The organism is Pseudarthrobacter sp. TE9888 (assembly GCF_056279345.1).
Window position 1 is genome coordinate 3,135,888 of sequence record NZ_JBWBRD010000002.1, and the last position, 16,225, is coordinate 3,152,112.

Here is a 16,225-nt window from a genome sequence, read left to right on the forward strand (position 1 = left end):
GTGGTTGCAACATAGGGGATGTGCAGTTCCTGACGGCGGACAGGCGGTGGGCCAGTGTTTCTGGGCACTCACTCGCCGCGTCTGGATGAAAAGGGACGGATCATTCTCCCCGCTAAGTTCCGCGAGGAACTTGCCAGCGGCCTGGTGCTCACGAGGGGCCAGGAACGATGCATCTACGTCTTCAGTGAGAAGGAATTTGCGCGGGTCCACGAGCAGATGCGGGAGGCTCCAATCTCCTCCAAGCAGGCACGTGACTACATCCGCGTTTTTCTCTCTGGAGCCTCGGACGAGGTACCTGACAAGCAGGGGCGCGTGACAATTCCACCAGCGCTCCGGGAGTACGCAGGACTCGGCAGGGAACTTGCCGTCATCGGCGCCGGTGCCCGCGCCGAGATCTGGGACGCCCAGGCCTGGAATGAATACCTCGCGGAGAAGGAAACAGCCTTTTCCGAAACTGACGATCCCATCCCGGGCATTCTCTGAATTCCGGAGGGAACGGCAGGGACGTTTCTTGGATGAGATCTCCAGCCGGCCCATCGGCTGCCAACCTGGCTCACCTTCCCCGGAGCCAGGCGGGCAGGACGGTAGGCGCGGATGGGGATCTGATCCCAGGAACAGCAGGGGACAACGACGGCGGGAAAGGACAAGGCGTGACCGATCAACCCAAGCCCACGTCCGAACGCCATGTACCGGTCCTTCGCGACCGGTGCATCAATTTGTTGGCACCTGGATTCGAGGCGGCCAGACTCCGCGGCGAAACCCCCATTGCCGTGGACACCACCCTGGGCATGGGCGGGCACTCAGAGGCCATGCTCCAGCGGTTCCCCGACCTCCACCTCATCGGCATTGACCGCGACGAGGAAGCCCTGGCACTCGCCGGGGAGCGGCTGGCACCCTTTGCCGCCCGGACTGACCTGGTCCACGCGGTCTATGACGAGATCCAGGATGTCCTGGCTGACCTCGGCGTCGCCGAGGTGCATGGAATCCTCATGGATCTTGGCGTCTCCTCCCTGCAGCTTGACGAACGTGAGCGGGGATTCGCCTACTCCTTCGACGCGCCACTGGACATGCGCATGGACACCAGCCGTGGCCAAACTGCCGCGGACGTGGTCAATACCTACAGCGAAGAAGACCTGGTACGGATCATCCGCAAATGGGGCGAGGAGAAGTTCGCCGGCCGGATCGCCAACAGGATCGTGGCGGCGCGTGCCCTGAAGGAATTCACCACGACCGGCGAACTCGTAGAACAGATCCGTTCCGTGGTACCGGCCTCCGCTGCCAAGTCGGGGGGACATCCGGCCAAGCGCACCTTCCAGGCTTTGCGGATCGAGGTCAACGAAGAACTCGATGTCCTGGAACGGGCCGTTCCCGCCGCCGTCGAGTCCCTGGCCATGGGAGGACGCATCGTGGTCATGTCCTACCACTCGCTGGAAGACAAGATCGTCAAAGGTGTCTTCCAGTCCCGCTCCAAGTCTTCGGCTCCCCTCGGTTTTCCGGTGGAACTGGAGGAACACAAACCCGAACTCAAGACCCTGACCAAAGGCACCGAGGTGCCCACGGCCGTCGAAATCGCCGAAAACCCGCGTGCTGCCTCCGCCAGGCTTCGTGCGGCAGAACGAATCAGAGCCAGGAGAGCTGCATGAGCACCGCCGCCGTCAAGAACTTTCCCGTTGTTTCCGGTAGCTCGGCGCCCGACACCCGGCCGGCGGGCAAACCGGGCGGGGGACAGAAGGCCCGCACGCCGCTCTCCGTGGTCCGCTCGGCGCCGCGGAAGCGCCGTGCACCCTTCGTCGTGCTGTGCTTCGCCATGCTCGCAGTGGCGCTGGTGGCGGTGCTGGTCCTGAACATCTCGGTGTCCACCGCCCAGTACCAGCTGGTGGAGCTGCGCGCCAAGCAGAGCTCCCTGACCAAGACCAACCAGGACCTGACCCAGCAGGTGCAGAGCTTCGAAGCTCCCCAGAACCTCGCAGCCAAGGCCACTGAGCTGGGGATGGTCGCCTCCACCGTCAAGGGCCAGATTGACCTTTCCACGCTCTCGGTAACCGGCAAGGCCACCCCCGCGGTCAAGGGCGCACCGGCGGGAGCGGTAATCCCCGCGCCGGCAGTCGCAGGGCAGCAGATCGTACCGTCTCCCAAGGACGCGGCCGCAGGCAACGCAACGGCTCCCGTCGCGGGCCGGACTTCCTCCGCCCCGGCGGCTGAAGCGGCCCAGGCGGCAGCACAGGCCCAGGCCGCTGCGCAGGCCGCAGCCGCACAGGCGGCAGCAACCCCGGCTCCTGAACTTCACGGCGGCTCGGTTCCGGCTCCCCAGCAAAAGGTCCCCGGACAGTAGGCTGGCACGCAGGCCAGGCAGTATCGTCGAGCAGCAAGGAAATTCACGGTGGCGAAGACGACCGGCAAAGCAGTAAAGAGCAGGGTACCCAACGCCACGAAGCGATTGCGCCTGGGACTGGGTATCATGCTCACTCTCCTGCTGGTGGTGGGCGGCAAGCTCTTCCTGGTCCAGGGGCTGGATGTCGGCGGCATGGCGGAAGCTGCCCTGAACAGCCGCATGACCTCTGCCATCCTGCCCGCCGAGCGGGGCAGCATCCTGGACTCCCGAGGCACCGTCCTGGCCAACAGTGTGATCCGCTACAACATCGTGGTTGACCAGCGGGTCAACACCAAAACTGAGTCCTACAAACGGCTCGACCAAACTGACGGGCACGAAAAGCTGGTGGACGTCAGCCGCGACCAGGCCATCTCCGAACTTGCCGCGGCCCTGGGCATGGACACCAATGCAGTCCGTGACGCGGTCACCGGAACGCAGCCGTATTACATTGTGGCCAAGGACGTGAAGCCTGACGTCGAGGACCGGATTTCCAAGCTCCAGGTTCCGGGCATCGTTGCCGAGGGCGTCAGCAAGCGCGTCTACCCCAATGGAGCCGTGGCCGGGGGAGTAGTGGGATTCCTCCAGGACGGGACCACCGGGCAAGCCGGTATTGAGCAGACGCAGGATGACAAGCTCAAGGGAACGGACGGCAAGCGCCTGTTCGAGATCGGCGCCGACGGGCTCCGCATCCCGGTTGGCCTGGACGAGCTGACACCGCCCCAGAACGGCAAGGATGTCAAACTCACCCTCAACTCCGATCTCCAGTACTTTGCCCAGCAGGCCATCCAGAGCCAGGCAGACAAACTGAGTGCAGAATGGGGCGTCATCATCGTGATGGACGCCAAGACGGGCAACCTGCTGGCCCTGGCTGATACGAACGCCCCCGACCCCAACAACCCCGGCGCTGTGGCCGCCAAGGACCGCGGCGTCCGCTCCGTGACCGCGGCCTATGAGCCAGGTTCGGTTGAGAAGATGATGACGGCGGCAGCCGTGATCGATGAGGGCCTGGCCAAGCCGCTGGATACGTTCACCATTCCACCCACCTACACGGTTGACGGGCAGACCTTCAGCGACGCGTTCACCCATGGCACGGAGGAACGGACGCTGGCCGGCATCATTGGGTACTCCATGAACACCGGGACCGTGATGGCCGGACAGCGGCTGAGCAAGGAACAGCGCTACGACTGGTTGAAGAAGTTCGGCATTGGCGAGGCCCCGGACATCGGACTGCCCGCCACGGCATCCGGCATCCTGACACCCTCGGACCAGTGGGACGGGCGCCAGCAGTACACCGTCCTGTTTGGCCAGGGCGTTTCCCAATCCACGCTCCAGACGGTCCGCGCCTACCAAAGCATTGCCAACAACGGCGTCATGCTGCAGCCCCGGTTGATCGATTCCTACATTTCGCCTGACGGCACCGAGGAGAAAGTGCCCGCCCAGCCGCCCCGGCAGATCGTTTCGGACAGTACGGCCCAGCAGGTCCAGGACATCCTGGAAAGTGCCGTTACCGAAGGCGAAATCAAGGATGCCGGCATCGATGGTTACCGGGTAGGGGCCAAGACCGGTACGTCCGAATCGCCCTGCGACGACGGCAAGTCCGGCTACTGCGGCTACACCGCCTCCATCGTGGGAATGGCACCAATGGATGATCCGCGGTTTATTGTGGAGGTGGTGCTCCAGCGGCCGAAGGGCAGCATTTACGGCATCACCAACGGACCGGTGTTCCGGTCCGTGATGAGCCAGGCGCTGCGGACCTACAACGTCCAGCCTTCAACCGGCGAGCCGGCCAGGATGCCCCAGTACGCCAAGTAGCTGCTGTTCCAGGCCGGAAGTACCAGCAGCATCCAGCGCAGCACAGTGCCCGGGGAGAACCATGCCGGGCTCGCACTAGCACCATCGGAGATCCCCTTGTCAGAGTTCACCACGCCCGGCAGCGACGCTGCCCGGAATGAAAAAGCAGGCCGCTTCCGCCCAGCAGCCGTAGCGCCCGTCCGACTGGCCGCCGTCGGAAATGCCCTTGGCGTGGCGGTACCCTCTCCGGCCGCAGACATGGAGATCACCGGCATATCCCTCAACTCGCGCACCGTGGAGCCCGGGGACCTCTATGTAGCGTTGCCCGGTGCCAGCAGGCACGGGGCCGATTTTGCCACTGACGCCATCGAAGCCGGAGCGGCGGCGGTTTTGACGGACGACGCCGGCGCGCGCCTGCTCGCGCTCTCCGCGGACACGCCGGTGCCTGTGCTCGTCGTCGAGAACCCCCGCAACGTGGTGGGGCCGCTTTCCGCCATGATTTACGGTAGCCAGCCGCCGGGCGGGGACCCGCTGCAGCTTTTCGGTGTTACAGGTACCAACGGCAAGACCACCACCACCTACTTCATCACCTCGCTGCTGCGTGCCCTGGGCCGGCAGCCCGGACTGATCGGCACCATCGAGATCCTGGCCGGAGGAGAGCCGATCCCCAGCCTCCTGACTACCCCGGAATCGACCGAGGTGCACGGACTCATCGCCCTGATGCGTGAACGCGGGCTCGACGCTGCAGCCATGGAAGTGTCCTCGCACGCCATTTCATACCAGCGGGTGGACGGGCTCACCTTCGACGTCGCGGGGTTCACCAACCTCACCCAGGACCACCTGGACCTTCACAACACGATGGAGGAGTACTTCGCTACCAAGGCAGAGCTTTTCACGCCGGGCCGCGCCCGGCGGGCGGTGGTAACGGTCGACGACGAGTGGGGCCGGCGGCTGGCCGGCAGCGCCCCGGTGCCGGTCACCACGCTCAGCACCACGGGATCGGGCCCGGCGGACTGGACCGTCACGGCTGCCTCTCCCCGCGGCCTCGGGACCGCGTTCACGCTCACCGGACCCGGCGGTGCCACCCTCGAGGTCCACACCGGACTGCCCGGAAGCTTCAATGTCGCCAATGCCGCCCTGGCCGTCCTCATGGTCCTGGCCTCCGGCGTCGATACTGCTGCCTTGCAGGCTGCGCTGGACACTGCGGACCCCTTCACGGTGGCGGTGCCCGGACGGATGCAGCTGGTCTCCGACCGGCCGGCTGCCGTGGTGGATTTCGCCCACAACACCGACGCCCTGGCGCGGGCGCTGGAAGCGGTCCGCTCACCGGAACCGGACTCGCGCCTGATCGTTGTCTTCGGTGCCACGGGACAGCGGGACCAAGGGAAGCGGCCGGCCATGGGAGCCATCGCCGCCCGCCTCGCCGACACCGTGATCATCACCGATGACGACCCCCACGACGAGGATGCTGCGGCAATCCGGGCCGATGTCATGGCAGGCGCCCGCGAAGCCCTCGACAACGAGGCCCTGGCCGCCGAACTGCAGGAGGTCTTCCCGCGTGCGGAGGCCATCCGGCATGCCGTGGCGCTGGCGCGTCCGCAGGACACCATCCTGGTCGCGGGCCGCGGCCACGAAGTATGGCAGGAAGTGAAAGGCGTCAACATCGCCCTGGACGACAGGGTGGAACTGCGGACCGCCTTGACAGCCAGGGGATTCAACGTTCTCCATGACGACCGGATAGAGTCCTAGACCGAGATGATTGCATTTACTGCGGCGGAAATCGCCGAAATCACCAGCGGGCGCCTGGACGCCGATCCCGGAATTACGCCCCTCTCGGTGGTGACGGATTCACGCGAAGCCACCCCGGGTTCGCTGTACGTCGCGAAGCCGGGCGAGCATGCCGATGGCCACGATTTCATTGACGCGGCCTTTGCCGCCGGTGCCGTCCTGGCCCTGGTCGAGCGTCCCGTGGCCGGACCCGACGGCACCGCCTACCCCTTCGTCCTGGTTCCCGACGCCATCCTGGCAATGGGGGCCCTCGCCGCCGAAGCAGTCCGCCGCATCCGCGACGCGCGTGCAGAAGCCGGCAGCCAGCTGACGGTCGTCGGCATTACCGGATCGGCCGGCAAGACGACAACCAAGGACCTGCTGGCCGGCATCCTGGCCACGCAGGGCAACACCGTGGCACCCCAGGGTTCCTACAACGGCGAGGTGGGCGTCCCGCTCACGGTCTTCCGGGCAGGCACCGACACCCGCTACCTGGTGATCGAGATGGGAGCCACCGGCATCGGCCACATCCGCTACCTCGCAGAGATGGTCAAACCGGATATCGGCGTCGTCCTCGCGGTGGGCACTGCCCACGCCGGCGAGTTCGGCGGAGTGGAAAACATCGCACTGGCCAAGGGGGAAATGGTGGAGGGCCTCGCGGCCGGGGGGACCGCCATCATCAACCTTGACGACGAACGGGTTGCCGCCATGCGCAGCCGCACCCACGCCAAGGTCCTCGGCTTTTCCGCGGAAGGCCGCCAGGATGCCCAGGTGCAGGCGCTGAACGCCGACACCAACGCCGGAGGCTGCCCCGAATTCGACCTCCAGCTGCCCGACGGGGCCGCGCCCCGGCACGTCAGCAGCAGGCTCATCGGAGCACACCACACGGGGAACCTGCTGGCAGCCGCAGCGGCCGCCTGGGCTGCGGGCGTCCCGGGAGACCACATCGCCGAGTCCCTGGGCAACCAGGCGGCTGCCAGCCGTTGGCGCATGGAACGCACCGAACGGCCGGACGGCGTCACCATCATCAACGATGCGTACAACGCCAACCCCGAATCCATGCGTGCCGCGCTGCGGACCCTGGCCGATCTGGGCCGCGGACGCCGCACCTGGGCCGTGCTCGGCGCCATGCTGGAACTGGGCGAGGACTCCATCCGCGAGCACACCGCCGTCGGCACGCAGGTGGTGCGGCTCAACATCTCCCGGCTGCTGGTGATCGGACGCGAGGCCCGCGCCCTGTACGTTTCGGCCGTCAATGAGGGCTCCTGGGGCGACGAATGCCTCTTCGCGGAAACGCTTGAGGAGGCCTACGACGTCCTTGCCGCAGAACTCGAGCCAGGTGACCTGGTGCTGTTCAAGTCCTCCAACAGCGTGGGACTCCGCCACTTGGGCGATCGGATAGCATTACCCCCAGCCCCGACCCCTGCCGACGAAAGGAGCACTCTGCTGTGATTGCTCTGCTGATCGGCGCAGGCCTTGCCCTGCTCTTTGCCCTGGTGGGCACCCCGCTGTTCATCCGCCTGCTGGTGCGCCGCGGCTACGGACAGTTCATCCGTGACGACGGCCCCACATCGCACCACACCAAACGCGGAACGCCCACCATGGGCGGCACCGTAGTGGTGGCTGCGGTCCTGCTGAGCTACGGGCTCACCCACCTCATCATGCTGATGATGAACCCGGATTCACCCGGACCCTCGGCCTCGGCCCTTATCCTGCTGTTCCTCATGGTGGGCATGGGCCTGGTGGGCTTCCTGGACGACTTCATCAAGATCTCACGGCAGCGGAGCCTTGGCCTGAACGCCAAGGCCAAGCTCATCCTCCAGGCAGCCGTCGGCATCATCTTCGCCGTCCTGGCTTTGAACTTCCCCAACGACGCCGGGCTGACCCCCGCATCAACGAAGATCTCTCTGGTCCGGGACGTTCCCTGGCTGGACCTCGCCTTTGGCGGTACCGTCCTGGGTGCGGTGCTGTTTGTGATCTGGTCCAACCTGATCGTCACCGCAGCCACCAACGGCGTCAACCTCACCGACGGACTGGACGGCCTGGCCGCCGGAGCTTCCATCATGGTGTTCGGCGCCTACACCCTCATGGGCATCTGGCAGAGCAACCAGGCCTGCGGTTCCCCCCGGGAAGCCGGCAGCGGCTGCTATCTGGTCAGGGACCCCCTGGACCTGGCCCTCCTGGCCGCAATCCTCAGCGCCGCGCTGGTGGGCTTCCTGTGGTGGAACACGTCACCGGCAAAGATCTTTATGGGTGACACCGGATCGCTGGCCATCGGCGGTGCCGTGGCCGGATTCGCCATCCTGTCCCGCACCGAACTGCTGCTGGGCATCGTGGGCGGCCTCTTCGTGCTGATCACGCTGTCCGTCATCATCCAGGTGGGCTACTTCAAGGCAACCGGCGGGAAACGTGTGTTCAAGATGGCGCCACTGCAGCACCACTTCGAACTGAAGGGCTGGGCCGAGGTGACCGTCGTGGTCAGGTTCTGGATTTTGGGCGGACTGTTCGTCGCCGCGGGCCTGGGCATCTTCTACGCTGAATGGGTTGTACTGCTGTGACCGTTTCCCCGCGCCTGGCAAACCTCGTTTCCTGGGACTCCGACTGGGCCGGCCTGCGCGTGGCCGTGACGGGCATCGGCGTGTCCGGGTTTGCCGCCGCTGACACCCTGATCGAGCTCGGTGCCCGCGTGGTGGTGGTGGATGCCGCCACCAGCGACACAGCCCGCGCACATGCCGACACCCTGAAGATCGTGGGTGCCGCCGATGTTCTGCTGGGCCCGGACGCGGTGGCCCACCTGCCGAAGATTGATGGCGAACTTCCGGAACTGATCGTGACCTCGCCGGGCTGGCGGCCGGACCAGGCGCTGCTTGCCGCGGCGGCCCGGGCGCACATCCCGGTCTGGGGCGACGTCGAACTTGCCTGGCGGGTGAGGGTCAGGGAAGGCCGGAAGACGGCGGATTGGCTTGCCATCACCGGCACCAACGGCAAGACCACCACTGTGGGCCTCACCGAATCGATGCTGCGGGCCGCGGGCCTGAAGGCCATCGCCGTCGGCAACGTGGGCACCCCCATCCTCGATGCCCTTCGTGACCCCGTGGAGTACGACGTCTTCGCCGTCGAACTTTCCAGCTTCCAGCTGCACTGGGCTGAATCGGTCTCGCCCGTAGCCAGCGTGTGCCTCAACGTGGCCGAAGACCACTTCGACTGGCACGGCTCCTACGATTCCTACCTGGCCGACAAGGCAAAGGTCTACGAGCGGACCCAGAAAGCCTGCATCTACAACGCCGAGCAGGTGGAAACCGAGCGCATGGTGGAAAACGCCGACGTGGTGGAAGGCTGCCGCGCCGTTGCCTTCACCACGCTGACGCCGGCCATCAGCATGCTTGGTGTGGTGGAGGGGCTGCTGGTGGACCGGGCCTTCATCGAGGAACGCCGGGACAGCGCAGCGGAGCTTGCCTCGATGGCGGACCTCGGCCCGCTGGCCCCCCGGCACATGGTGGCCAACGCCCTTGCGGCTGCCGGCCTGGTGCGCGCGTACGGCGTTGACGCCCAGGCTGTCCGCCAGGGGATCCTCGACTACGTGCCCGGCGACCACCGCATCCAGCCCGTCGCCCGCATGAACGGTGTCCTGTGGGTCAACGACTCCAAAGCCACCAACCCCCATGCCGCGTCGGCATCCCTGTCGGCCTTCAGCAAGGTGGTCTGGATCGCCGGCGGCCTGTCCAAGGGCGTGAGCTACGACGACCTGGTCCGTGACCACGCATCCCGGCTCAAGGCGGTTGTCTTGATCGGAACCGACACCTCGCACCTGCGGGAAGCCCTCCAGCGACACGCGCCAGATGTCCCGGTGATCGAACCGGGGGCAGGTGACACTGAAGGAGTGGAGACTGCTCCGGCGCCCGGTGGAACCCCTGCCGGTACCCCCGGCAATGGAGAACAGGTAATGTCCTGGGCCGTTGCTTCAGCGGCCCGGCTCGCCGAATCCGGCGACACCGTGCTCATGGCTCCGGCAGCTGCTTCCATGGATCAGTTCTCTTCCTACGCTCACCGTGGTGGTACTTTCATCGACGCTGTCCGCGAGCTGGTGGAAGGGCAGGCCCAGACCGGCGAGGAGTAACAATGGTCAGCACGCCCACCCGGCAGCAGGGTGCCACGCCGAAGGGCGGTAAACCCCGGCCCGGCTCAAGCGCCGTCCGGCAGCCTGCCGCTGCCGGCGCCCAGCTGCGTACCTTGTACCGCCGGTTCTGGTCCGCCCTGGAGGGCACCGGCAAGTCCCGGAACGGGTCCACTTACTACCTCATCCTTGGCGCCACCCTGGCCCTGACGGCCATTGGCATCATGATGGTGCTCTCCGCCTCGAGCGTTGAATCCATCGCCGCCGGGAAGTCCCCTTATGGCGACGCCCTCAAGCAGGGTGTCTTCGCCGCCATCGGCATCTTCACCATGTTCGTGCTCTCACGCATCAACGTCGTCTGGCTGAAGCGGCTCGCATGGCCCGCCGTCGGGGTAGCCGTGCTGCTCCTGGGCCTGGTCCAGGTGGTGGGTACCGAGATCAACGGCAACCGGAACTGGATCGACCTTGGCGGCATCACGTTCCAGCCTTCCGAGGCGGCCAAACTTGCCCTCGCCCTGTGGCTGGCGACGGTGCTGGCGAGGAAAGGCAAGCTGTTGAACCGGTGGCAGCACGTGCTGGTACCCGCCATACCCATGGCGGCCATCGTCATTGTCCTGATCCTGGTGGGCAACGACCTTGGCACCGCCATGATCATCATGCTGATCATGGCGGCGGCTCTGTTCTTCGCCGGCGTTCCGCTCTACCTCTTCGGCATTGCAGGCATCATCGCGGCCGCCGGCACCGCCGTCATGGCCGTCACCAGCTCCAACCGCATGTGCCGCATCACCTCCTGGTGGACAGGACAGTCCTGCGCCGACGGCATTGACGCCAACTACCAGGCAACCAACGGCATGTACGGCCTTGCCTCCGGCGGCTGGCTGGGGGTGGGCCTCGGGCAGAGCCGGCAGAAGTACAGCTGGATCCCCGAAGCCCACAACGACTTCATCTTCGCCATCATCGGCGAGGAACTCGGCCTGGTGGGAACCGTCGTCGTCCTGGTGCTCTTCGCCATCCTTGGCGCTGCGATCTACCGTGTGGTGGTGGCACAGGAAGACATGTTCCACCGCGTCCTCGCCGGCACCATCATGGTCTGGCTGTTGGGCCAGGCCACCGTGAACATGTCAGTGGTCACCGGCCTGATGCCCGTCATCGGTGTTCCGCTGCCGTTTATTTCCTACGGCGGCTCGGCGCTGCTGATGTCACTGTGTGCCGTAGGCGTGGTCCTTTCCCTGGCCCGCGAGCAAATGGCTCCTGCCATGCGCCCCAAACGGATGCTGAAGTTCAAGCTGAAGCCGGGGCGGGACAAGAATCAGCCCAAGAATTCCAGAAAGCGTGCCTGACACCCTATGACTCCGACACACCCTTCCATTGTCCTGGCAGGTGGCGGCACGGCCGGCCATATCAGCCCGCTCCTCGCCATCGCCGCGGCCCTGCGCAGCGAAGCCCCGGATGCCTCGATCCTGGCGGTCGGAACTCCATCCGGAATGGAAACGCGGCTGGTTCCCGCCGCCGGCGTCCAGCTGGCAACGATCGACCGTGTGCCGTTTCCACGCCGGCCCTCCGCAGACCTGCTCCGCCTGCCGGGGCGGCTTGCCGGGGCAGTCCGGCAGGCCGGCGCCATCCTGGACCGTGCGCAGGCCGACGTACTGGTGGGCGTCGGCGGCTATGTCTGCACCCCCCTGTACCTGGCGGCGCGGAAACGCCGTATTCCCATCGTGATCCATGAAGCCAACGCCCGTCCCGGGCTGGCCAACCGCGTGGGGGCCTTCCTCAAGGGCCGGGTTGCCGTGGCTTTCGAGGGCACACCACTCCGGAACGCCGTGCACGTCGGCATGCCCATGCGCAAGGAAATCTCCGGCCTGGACCGGAAGACTGCCCGCACCGCCGCACGCGAGGCCCTTGGGCTGGATCACCAGCAACCCACCCTGATCGTGACCGGCGGATCGTCGGGAGCACAAAGTATCAACCGGACCATCGCAGCCTCTCTGGCCCTTCTTGCGGAGGCCGGCATCCAAACCCTCCACGTCACCGGCCGCGGAAAGACCGTCCTGGACCAGGCGGGGCAACCCCTTGCCGCTGAGGGTTACCGGCAGGTGGAGTACATCGACGGCATGGAACTGGCCTACGCCGCGGCCGACCTCCTGCTGGCCCGGTCCGGGGCTGCCACGGTATGCGAAGTCGCCGCCGTCGGCGTACCGGCGGTCCTGGTGCCCCTGCCCATCGGCAACGGGGAACAGGCACTGAACGCAGCGGGCCTGGTTTCCGCAGGCGGCGCAGTACTGGTGGCCGACCGCGACTTCACCCCGGAATGGGTCGCCCGGGAACTGGTCCCGCTGGCCACCGATAAAGCACGGCTTGCAGCCATGGAGGCGAAGTCCTACCGGCTCGGCATCCGAAACGCCGACCAGCGCATGGCTGGTCTTGTCCTGGAAGCGGTATCTGCATGAACGCCCACACCACCCGCCAGCTGGCCTCCCTCGGCAGGGTGCACTTCATCGGGATCGGGGGAGTAGGAATGTCCGCCGTGGCCCGCATCATGGTGGCACGCGGAGTACCGGTCAGCGGCTCCGACGCAAAAGACCTCCCCGTGATGGCGGACCTGGCCGCGGCCGGTGCGCGCATCGCCGTCGGATACGCCGCCGGCAATCTGGGCGACGCGCAGACCGTCGTGGCGGGTTCGGCCATTCGGGACGACAACCCGGAACTGGCGGCGGCGCGGCAGGCAGGGCTGCCGGTGCTGCACCGCTCCCAGGCCCTTGCGGCGACCATGGGCGATGACACCGTGGTCACGGTGGCCGGCACGCACGGCAAGTCAACCACCACGTCCATGGTCACAGTCCTGCTCCAGGCGGCGGGACTGGACCCGTCGTTCGCGGTCGGCGCCACCATCCCCGCGCTGGGCGTCAACGCCGCGCACGGCACGTCCGGCATCTTCGTTGCCGAGGCGGACGAATCCGACGGTTCCTTCCTGAACTACCGGCCCCGCATCGCCGTCGTCACCAATGTGGAGCCCGACCACCTGGACTACTACGGCACAGCTGAGGCCGTGTACGAGTCCTTCGACCGCTTCACTGCCTTGTTGCCCGCCGACGGCCTCCTGGTGGCCTGCGCGGACGACGCCGGGGCGCTGGCCCTGGCGGAACGGACCCGGGCCAGGGGCAACACCAGGGTGCTCCTGTATGGCACCAACGAGGCTGCGGACGTGCGCCTGCACGACGACGGCCCAGGCCAGGTTGCAGTGGAGGCGCATGGCGCCCGGTACGGGTTGTCACTGCAGGTTCCCGGACGCCACAACGCGCTGAACGCCGCGGCCGCGTTTGCCGTGGCCATGGAACTCGGCGTGGAACCGGCGGCAGCCGCCGCCGGCCTGGCACACTTCGCCGGCGCCTCACGCAGGTTCGAACTGAAGGGCTCGGCGCGCGGCGTCAGGGTGTTCGATGACTACGCCCACCATCCCACGGAGGTCCGGGCCGCCCTCAGCGCAGCCCGTTCGGTAGCGGGCGGCCACCGGGTCCACGTCCTGTTCCAGCCGCACCTGTTCTCCCGCACCCGGGAGTTCGCGGAGCAGTTCGCGGACGCCCTCAACCTTGCCGATACCGCACTGGTCCTGGACATCTATCCCGCCAGGGAGGACCCCATCCCGGGCGTCACCAGCCAGCTCATCGCCGACCACCTCACCGAAGGAGGGCGGCTCGCTGCGGCGGCCGACGCCGTCGGGACCCTGGTGGAAGCCGCTGCGGACGGCGATGTGGTGCTCACCGTCGGCGCGGGTGACGTCACCGCCTACGGCCCGCTGATCGTGGAGGCGCTGCGTGCCTAGCTCCCGCCGGCCCACCTACGCCCCGCCCAAGCGGAACGGCCGTCCCGCCGCGCCGGCCGCGGACAACGCGGAAACGGGGGCACGGTCCGCCGCATCCCAGAAGGGCACCGCCGGTTCCGACGTCATTACGGCGTCCCGCAGCGTCCCGGAGCCGTCGGCGCCCAAGCAGGCGAAGGCGGAAAAGCCCTCCGGGGCAACGGTCCTCGCCTTCCCCGAGCCCAAAGGCCGGCGCCGCAGGAAGAAAGTCCTGCTCGCCGCGGGAACAGTACTGGCGCTGGTGGCGGGACTGCTGGCCGCCGCCATCTATTCGCCGGTCCTGGCCCTGCAGACCATCTCGGTGACGGGGACGCACTTCGTGACCCCTGCCCAGGTGCAGACTGCGCTCGAACCCCTGCGCGGCAAGCCGCTGCCCCAGATCAGCGACGACGACGTTCGGGGACTCCTGGGGTCCATGGTCCAGGTCAAATCCATATCAGTGGAGGCGCGGCCGCCGTCCACCCTCGCCGTTGCCGTGCATGAGCGGGTGCCCGTGGCCCTGGTCAAGCAGGGGGAGCAGTACCAGCTGGTGGACGTCGACGGCGTCCAGCTGGCAACCACGGCTGATCCCGGATCAGCGTCGATTCCGGTCATCGACGGCGGTGCCGGCGCGATCGGCCAGGACCTGTTCCGCGCCACCGCGGCAGTGCTTGGTGCGCTCCCGGCAGACATCCTGGCCAAGCTGTCCAATGCCTCCGCGCAGTCCGTGGATGCCGTGGAGCTCAAGCTGGTTGACGGCCAGACGATCGTGTGGGGCAACGCCTCGGAGAAGGAACTTAAAGCCAAGGTCCTGGCCGCCCTCCTCAAGGCTCCGGCGGACCCCAAGAACCCGGTCAGGGTCTACGATGTCAGTGTGCCCCGGCACCCCGTGACGCGCTGAGCGCTTTCTTTCCCCGGTATTAATCCGACACGCGGACCCGGTTATTGAATGTCGGAACCAGAGGAAATACCGTCACAGACAAGAGTTACTTGACATAACTCTAACCTTCAACCGGAGGGTTAGGGTTGAGGGTTTCAAGCTCACCATCAGTTTTCGCAATAAGACACGAACAAGGGACACGTAACGTGGCAGCTCCGCAGAATTACTTGGCCGTCATCAAAGTCGTCGGCATCGGCGGCGGTGGCGTGAACGCAGTCAACCGCATGATCGAGGTCGGCCTCAGGGGTGTTGAATTCATCGCCATCAACACCGACGCCCAGGCCCTGCTCATGAGCGACGCCGACGTGAAGCTCGACGTCGGACGCGAGCTGACCCGTGGCCTCGGTGCAGGCGCCAACCCCGAGGTAGGCAAGCAGGCCGCCGAGGACCACGCGGACGAGATCGAGGAAGTCCTCCGTGGCGCCGACATGGTCTTCGTCACCGCCGGCGAAGGCGGCGGCACGGGCACCGGTGGCGCGCCCGTCGTCGCCCGGATCGCCCGCTCGCTGGGTGCCCTGACCATTGGCGTCGTCACCCGCCCCTTCACCTTCGAAGGCCGCCGCCGTGCCGGTTCGGCCGAGGCAGGCATCGACGCCCTGCGCGACGAGGTGGATACCCTCATCGTGATCCCCAACGACCGCCTGCTGTCCATCAGCGACCGGAACGTGTCCGTCCTTGACGCGTTCCGCTCCGCCGACCAGGTCCTGCTTTCCGGTGTCCAGGGCATCACCGACCTCATCACCACCCCGGGCCTGATCAACCTTGACTTCGCTGACGTTAAGTCCGTCATGCAGGGCGCGGGCTCGGCCCTCATGGGCATCGGGTCCGCGCGGGGCGAAGACCGCGCCGTGAAGGCCGCGGAACTTGCCATTGCCTCCCCGCTGCTGGAAGCGTCCATCGATGGCGCCCACGGCGTGCTTCTGTCCATCCAGGGCGGCTCGGACCTGGGCCTGTTCGAAATCAACGAGGCAGCCCGCCTGGTGCAGGAAGTGGCCCACCCCGAGGCGAACATCATCTTCGGCGCCGTCATTGACGACGCCCTGGGCGACGAAGCACGCGTCACTGTGATCGCTGCAGGCTTCGACGACGTGAAGGCAACCTCACCCTCCATGGACCAGTCCCAGCCGCAGTCCGCGCCGCAGCGGCCCGCCGCCCCTGCTGCTGCTCCCGCCTCGGCCCACTCGAACAACGGGAACCACCAGGGCAACGGAGGCCACCAGCAGAACGTGCAGCCGATCCACGCGGGTGTTGGCGCAGCGGGACTCAGCAACTGGGGACAGCAGCGTCCGCAGGCCGTTCCCGCTGACTCCGGCTTCGACGTCGACCTGCCCTCCGTGGTGGAGCCGGATCTCACCGGAACCCACCCGGATGACCTGGATGTTCCCGACTTCCTGAAGTAGGCAGCGG

Annotated in this window: 13 protein-coding genes; all 13 read left to right on the forward strand. The window is 66.7% G+C overall.

What is annotated here, in order from left to right:
* Nucleotides 1-54: 54 nt before the first annotated feature.
* The 13 genes from mraZ (at nucleotide 55) to ftsZ (ending at nucleotide 16,218) form a co-directional block, all read left to right on the forward strand.
* Nucleotides 55-483: a division/cell wall cluster transcriptional repressor MraZ gene (gene mraZ / locus ACZ9J7_RS15065; RefSeq protein WP_476210516.1), complete on the forward strand. Its 429-nt coding sequence runs from the start codon at nucleotides 55-57 to the stop codon at nucleotides 481-483.
* A 167-nt stretch (nucleotides 484-650) separates the two neighbouring features.
* Nucleotides 651-1,643 (forward strand): 16S rRNA (cytosine(1402)-N(4))-methyltransferase RsmH, encoded by a 993-nt coding sequence (rsmH, locus tag ACZ9J7_RS15070; RefSeq protein WP_476210518.1) that lies wholly within the window; start codon nucleotides 651-653, stop codon nucleotides 1,641-1,643.
* Entirely contained in the window at nucleotides 1,640-2,332 is a 693-nt protein-coding gene (gene ftsL, locus ACZ9J7_RS15075; protein ID WP_476210519.1) for a cell division protein FtsL, read from the forward strand. Before rsmH ends, ftsL begins: the two co-directional genes overlap by 4 nt.
* Before the next feature lie 48 nt (nucleotides 2,333-2,380).
* A complete protein-coding gene (locus tag ACZ9J7_RS15080) occupies nucleotides 2,381-4,183 on the forward strand; it encodes a peptidoglycan D,D-transpeptidase FtsI family protein (RefSeq protein ID WP_476210520.1) in 1,803 nt (600 codons plus the stop codon).
* A 96-nt stretch (nucleotides 4,184-4,279) separates the two neighbouring features.
* On the forward strand, nucleotides 4,280-5,911 hold the full coding sequence (locus tag ACZ9J7_RS15085) for a UDP-N-acetylmuramoyl-L-alanyl-D-glutamate--2,6-diaminopimelate ligase (RefSeq protein WP_476210522.1): 1,632 nt from the start codon (nucleotides 4,280-4,282) through the stop codon (nucleotides 5,909-5,911).
* 6 nt (nucleotides 5,912-5,917) lie between these two features.
* Complete coding sequence (locus tag ACZ9J7_RS15090) at nucleotides 5,918-7,381, forward strand: UDP-N-acetylmuramoyl-tripeptide--D-alanyl-D-alanine ligase (protein WP_476210524.1); 1,464 nt, start codon at nucleotides 5,918-5,920, stop codon at nucleotides 7,379-7,381.
* Entirely contained in the window at nucleotides 7,378-8,487 is a 1,110-nt protein-coding gene (gene mraY, locus ACZ9J7_RS15095; RefSeq protein WP_476210526.1) for a phospho-N-acetylmuramoyl-pentapeptide-transferase, read from the forward strand. The genes ACZ9J7_RS15090 and mraY overlap by 4 nt, the downstream gene beginning before the upstream one ends.
* On the forward strand, nucleotides 8,469-10,046 hold the full coding sequence (gene murD / locus ACZ9J7_RS15100; RefSeq protein ID WP_476210528.1) for a UDP-N-acetylmuramoyl-L-alanine--D-glutamate ligase: 1,578 nt from the start codon (nucleotides 8,469-8,471) through the stop codon (nucleotides 10,044-10,046). Before mraY ends, murD begins: the two co-directional genes overlap by 19 nt.
* Nucleotides 10,047-10,048: 2 nt before the next feature.
* On the forward strand, nucleotides 10,049-11,383 hold the full coding sequence (gene ftsW, locus ACZ9J7_RS15105) for a putative lipid II flippase FtsW (RefSeq protein WP_476210529.1): 1,335 nt from the start codon (nucleotides 10,049-10,051) through the stop codon (nucleotides 11,381-11,383).
* Between the two features lie 6 nt (nucleotides 11,384-11,389).
* Nucleotides 11,390-12,490: an undecaprenyldiphospho-muramoylpentapeptide beta-N-acetylglucosaminyltransferase gene (gene murG / locus ACZ9J7_RS15110; RefSeq protein WP_476210530.1), complete on the forward strand. Its 1,101-nt coding sequence runs from the start codon at nucleotides 11,390-11,392 to the stop codon at nucleotides 12,488-12,490.
* On the forward strand, nucleotides 12,487-13,863 hold the full coding sequence (gene murC / locus ACZ9J7_RS15115; RefSeq protein ID WP_476210532.1) for a UDP-N-acetylmuramate--L-alanine ligase: 1,377 nt from the start codon (nucleotides 12,487-12,489) through the stop codon (nucleotides 13,861-13,863). The genes murG and murC overlap by 4 nt, the downstream gene beginning before the upstream one ends.
* Complete coding sequence (locus ACZ9J7_RS15120; protein WP_476210533.1) at nucleotides 13,856-14,779, forward strand: cell division protein FtsQ/DivIB; 924 nt, start codon at nucleotides 13,856-13,858, stop codon at nucleotides 14,777-14,779. The genes murC and ACZ9J7_RS15120 overlap by 8 nt, the downstream gene beginning before the upstream one ends.
* 185 nt (nucleotides 14,780-14,964) lie before the next feature.
* Nucleotides 14,965-16,218, forward strand: a complete 1,254-nt coding sequence (gene ftsZ, locus ACZ9J7_RS15125; RefSeq protein ID WP_476210535.1) for a cell division protein FtsZ — start codon at nucleotides 14,965-14,967, stop codon at nucleotides 16,216-16,218.
* Nucleotides 16,219-16,225: the final 7 nt, after the last annotated feature.

Coding starts and splice junctions, on each gene's coding strand:
- ftsL (WP_476210519.1), top strand. CDS start 1,640: ATGAGCACCGCCGCCGTCAAGAACTTTCCCGTTGTTTCCGGTAGCTCG.
- ACZ9J7_RS15090 (WP_476210524.1), top strand. CDS start 5,918: ATGATTGCATTTACTGCGGCGGAAATCGCCGAAATCACCAGCGGGCGC.
- murD (WP_476210528.1), top strand. CDS start 8,469: ATGGGTTGTACTGCTGTGACCGTTTCCCCGCGCCTGGCAAACCTCGTT.
- ftsW (WP_476210529.1), top strand. CDS start 10,049: ATGGTCAGCACGCCCACCCGGCAGCAGGGTGCCACGCCGAAGGGCGGT.
- murG (WP_476210530.1), top strand. CDS start 11,390: ATGACTCCGACACACCCTTCCATTGTCCTGGCAGGTGGCGGCACGGCC.
- murC (WP_476210532.1), top strand. CDS start 12,487: ATGAACGCCCACACCACCCGCCAGCTGGCCTCCCTCGGCAGGGTGCAC.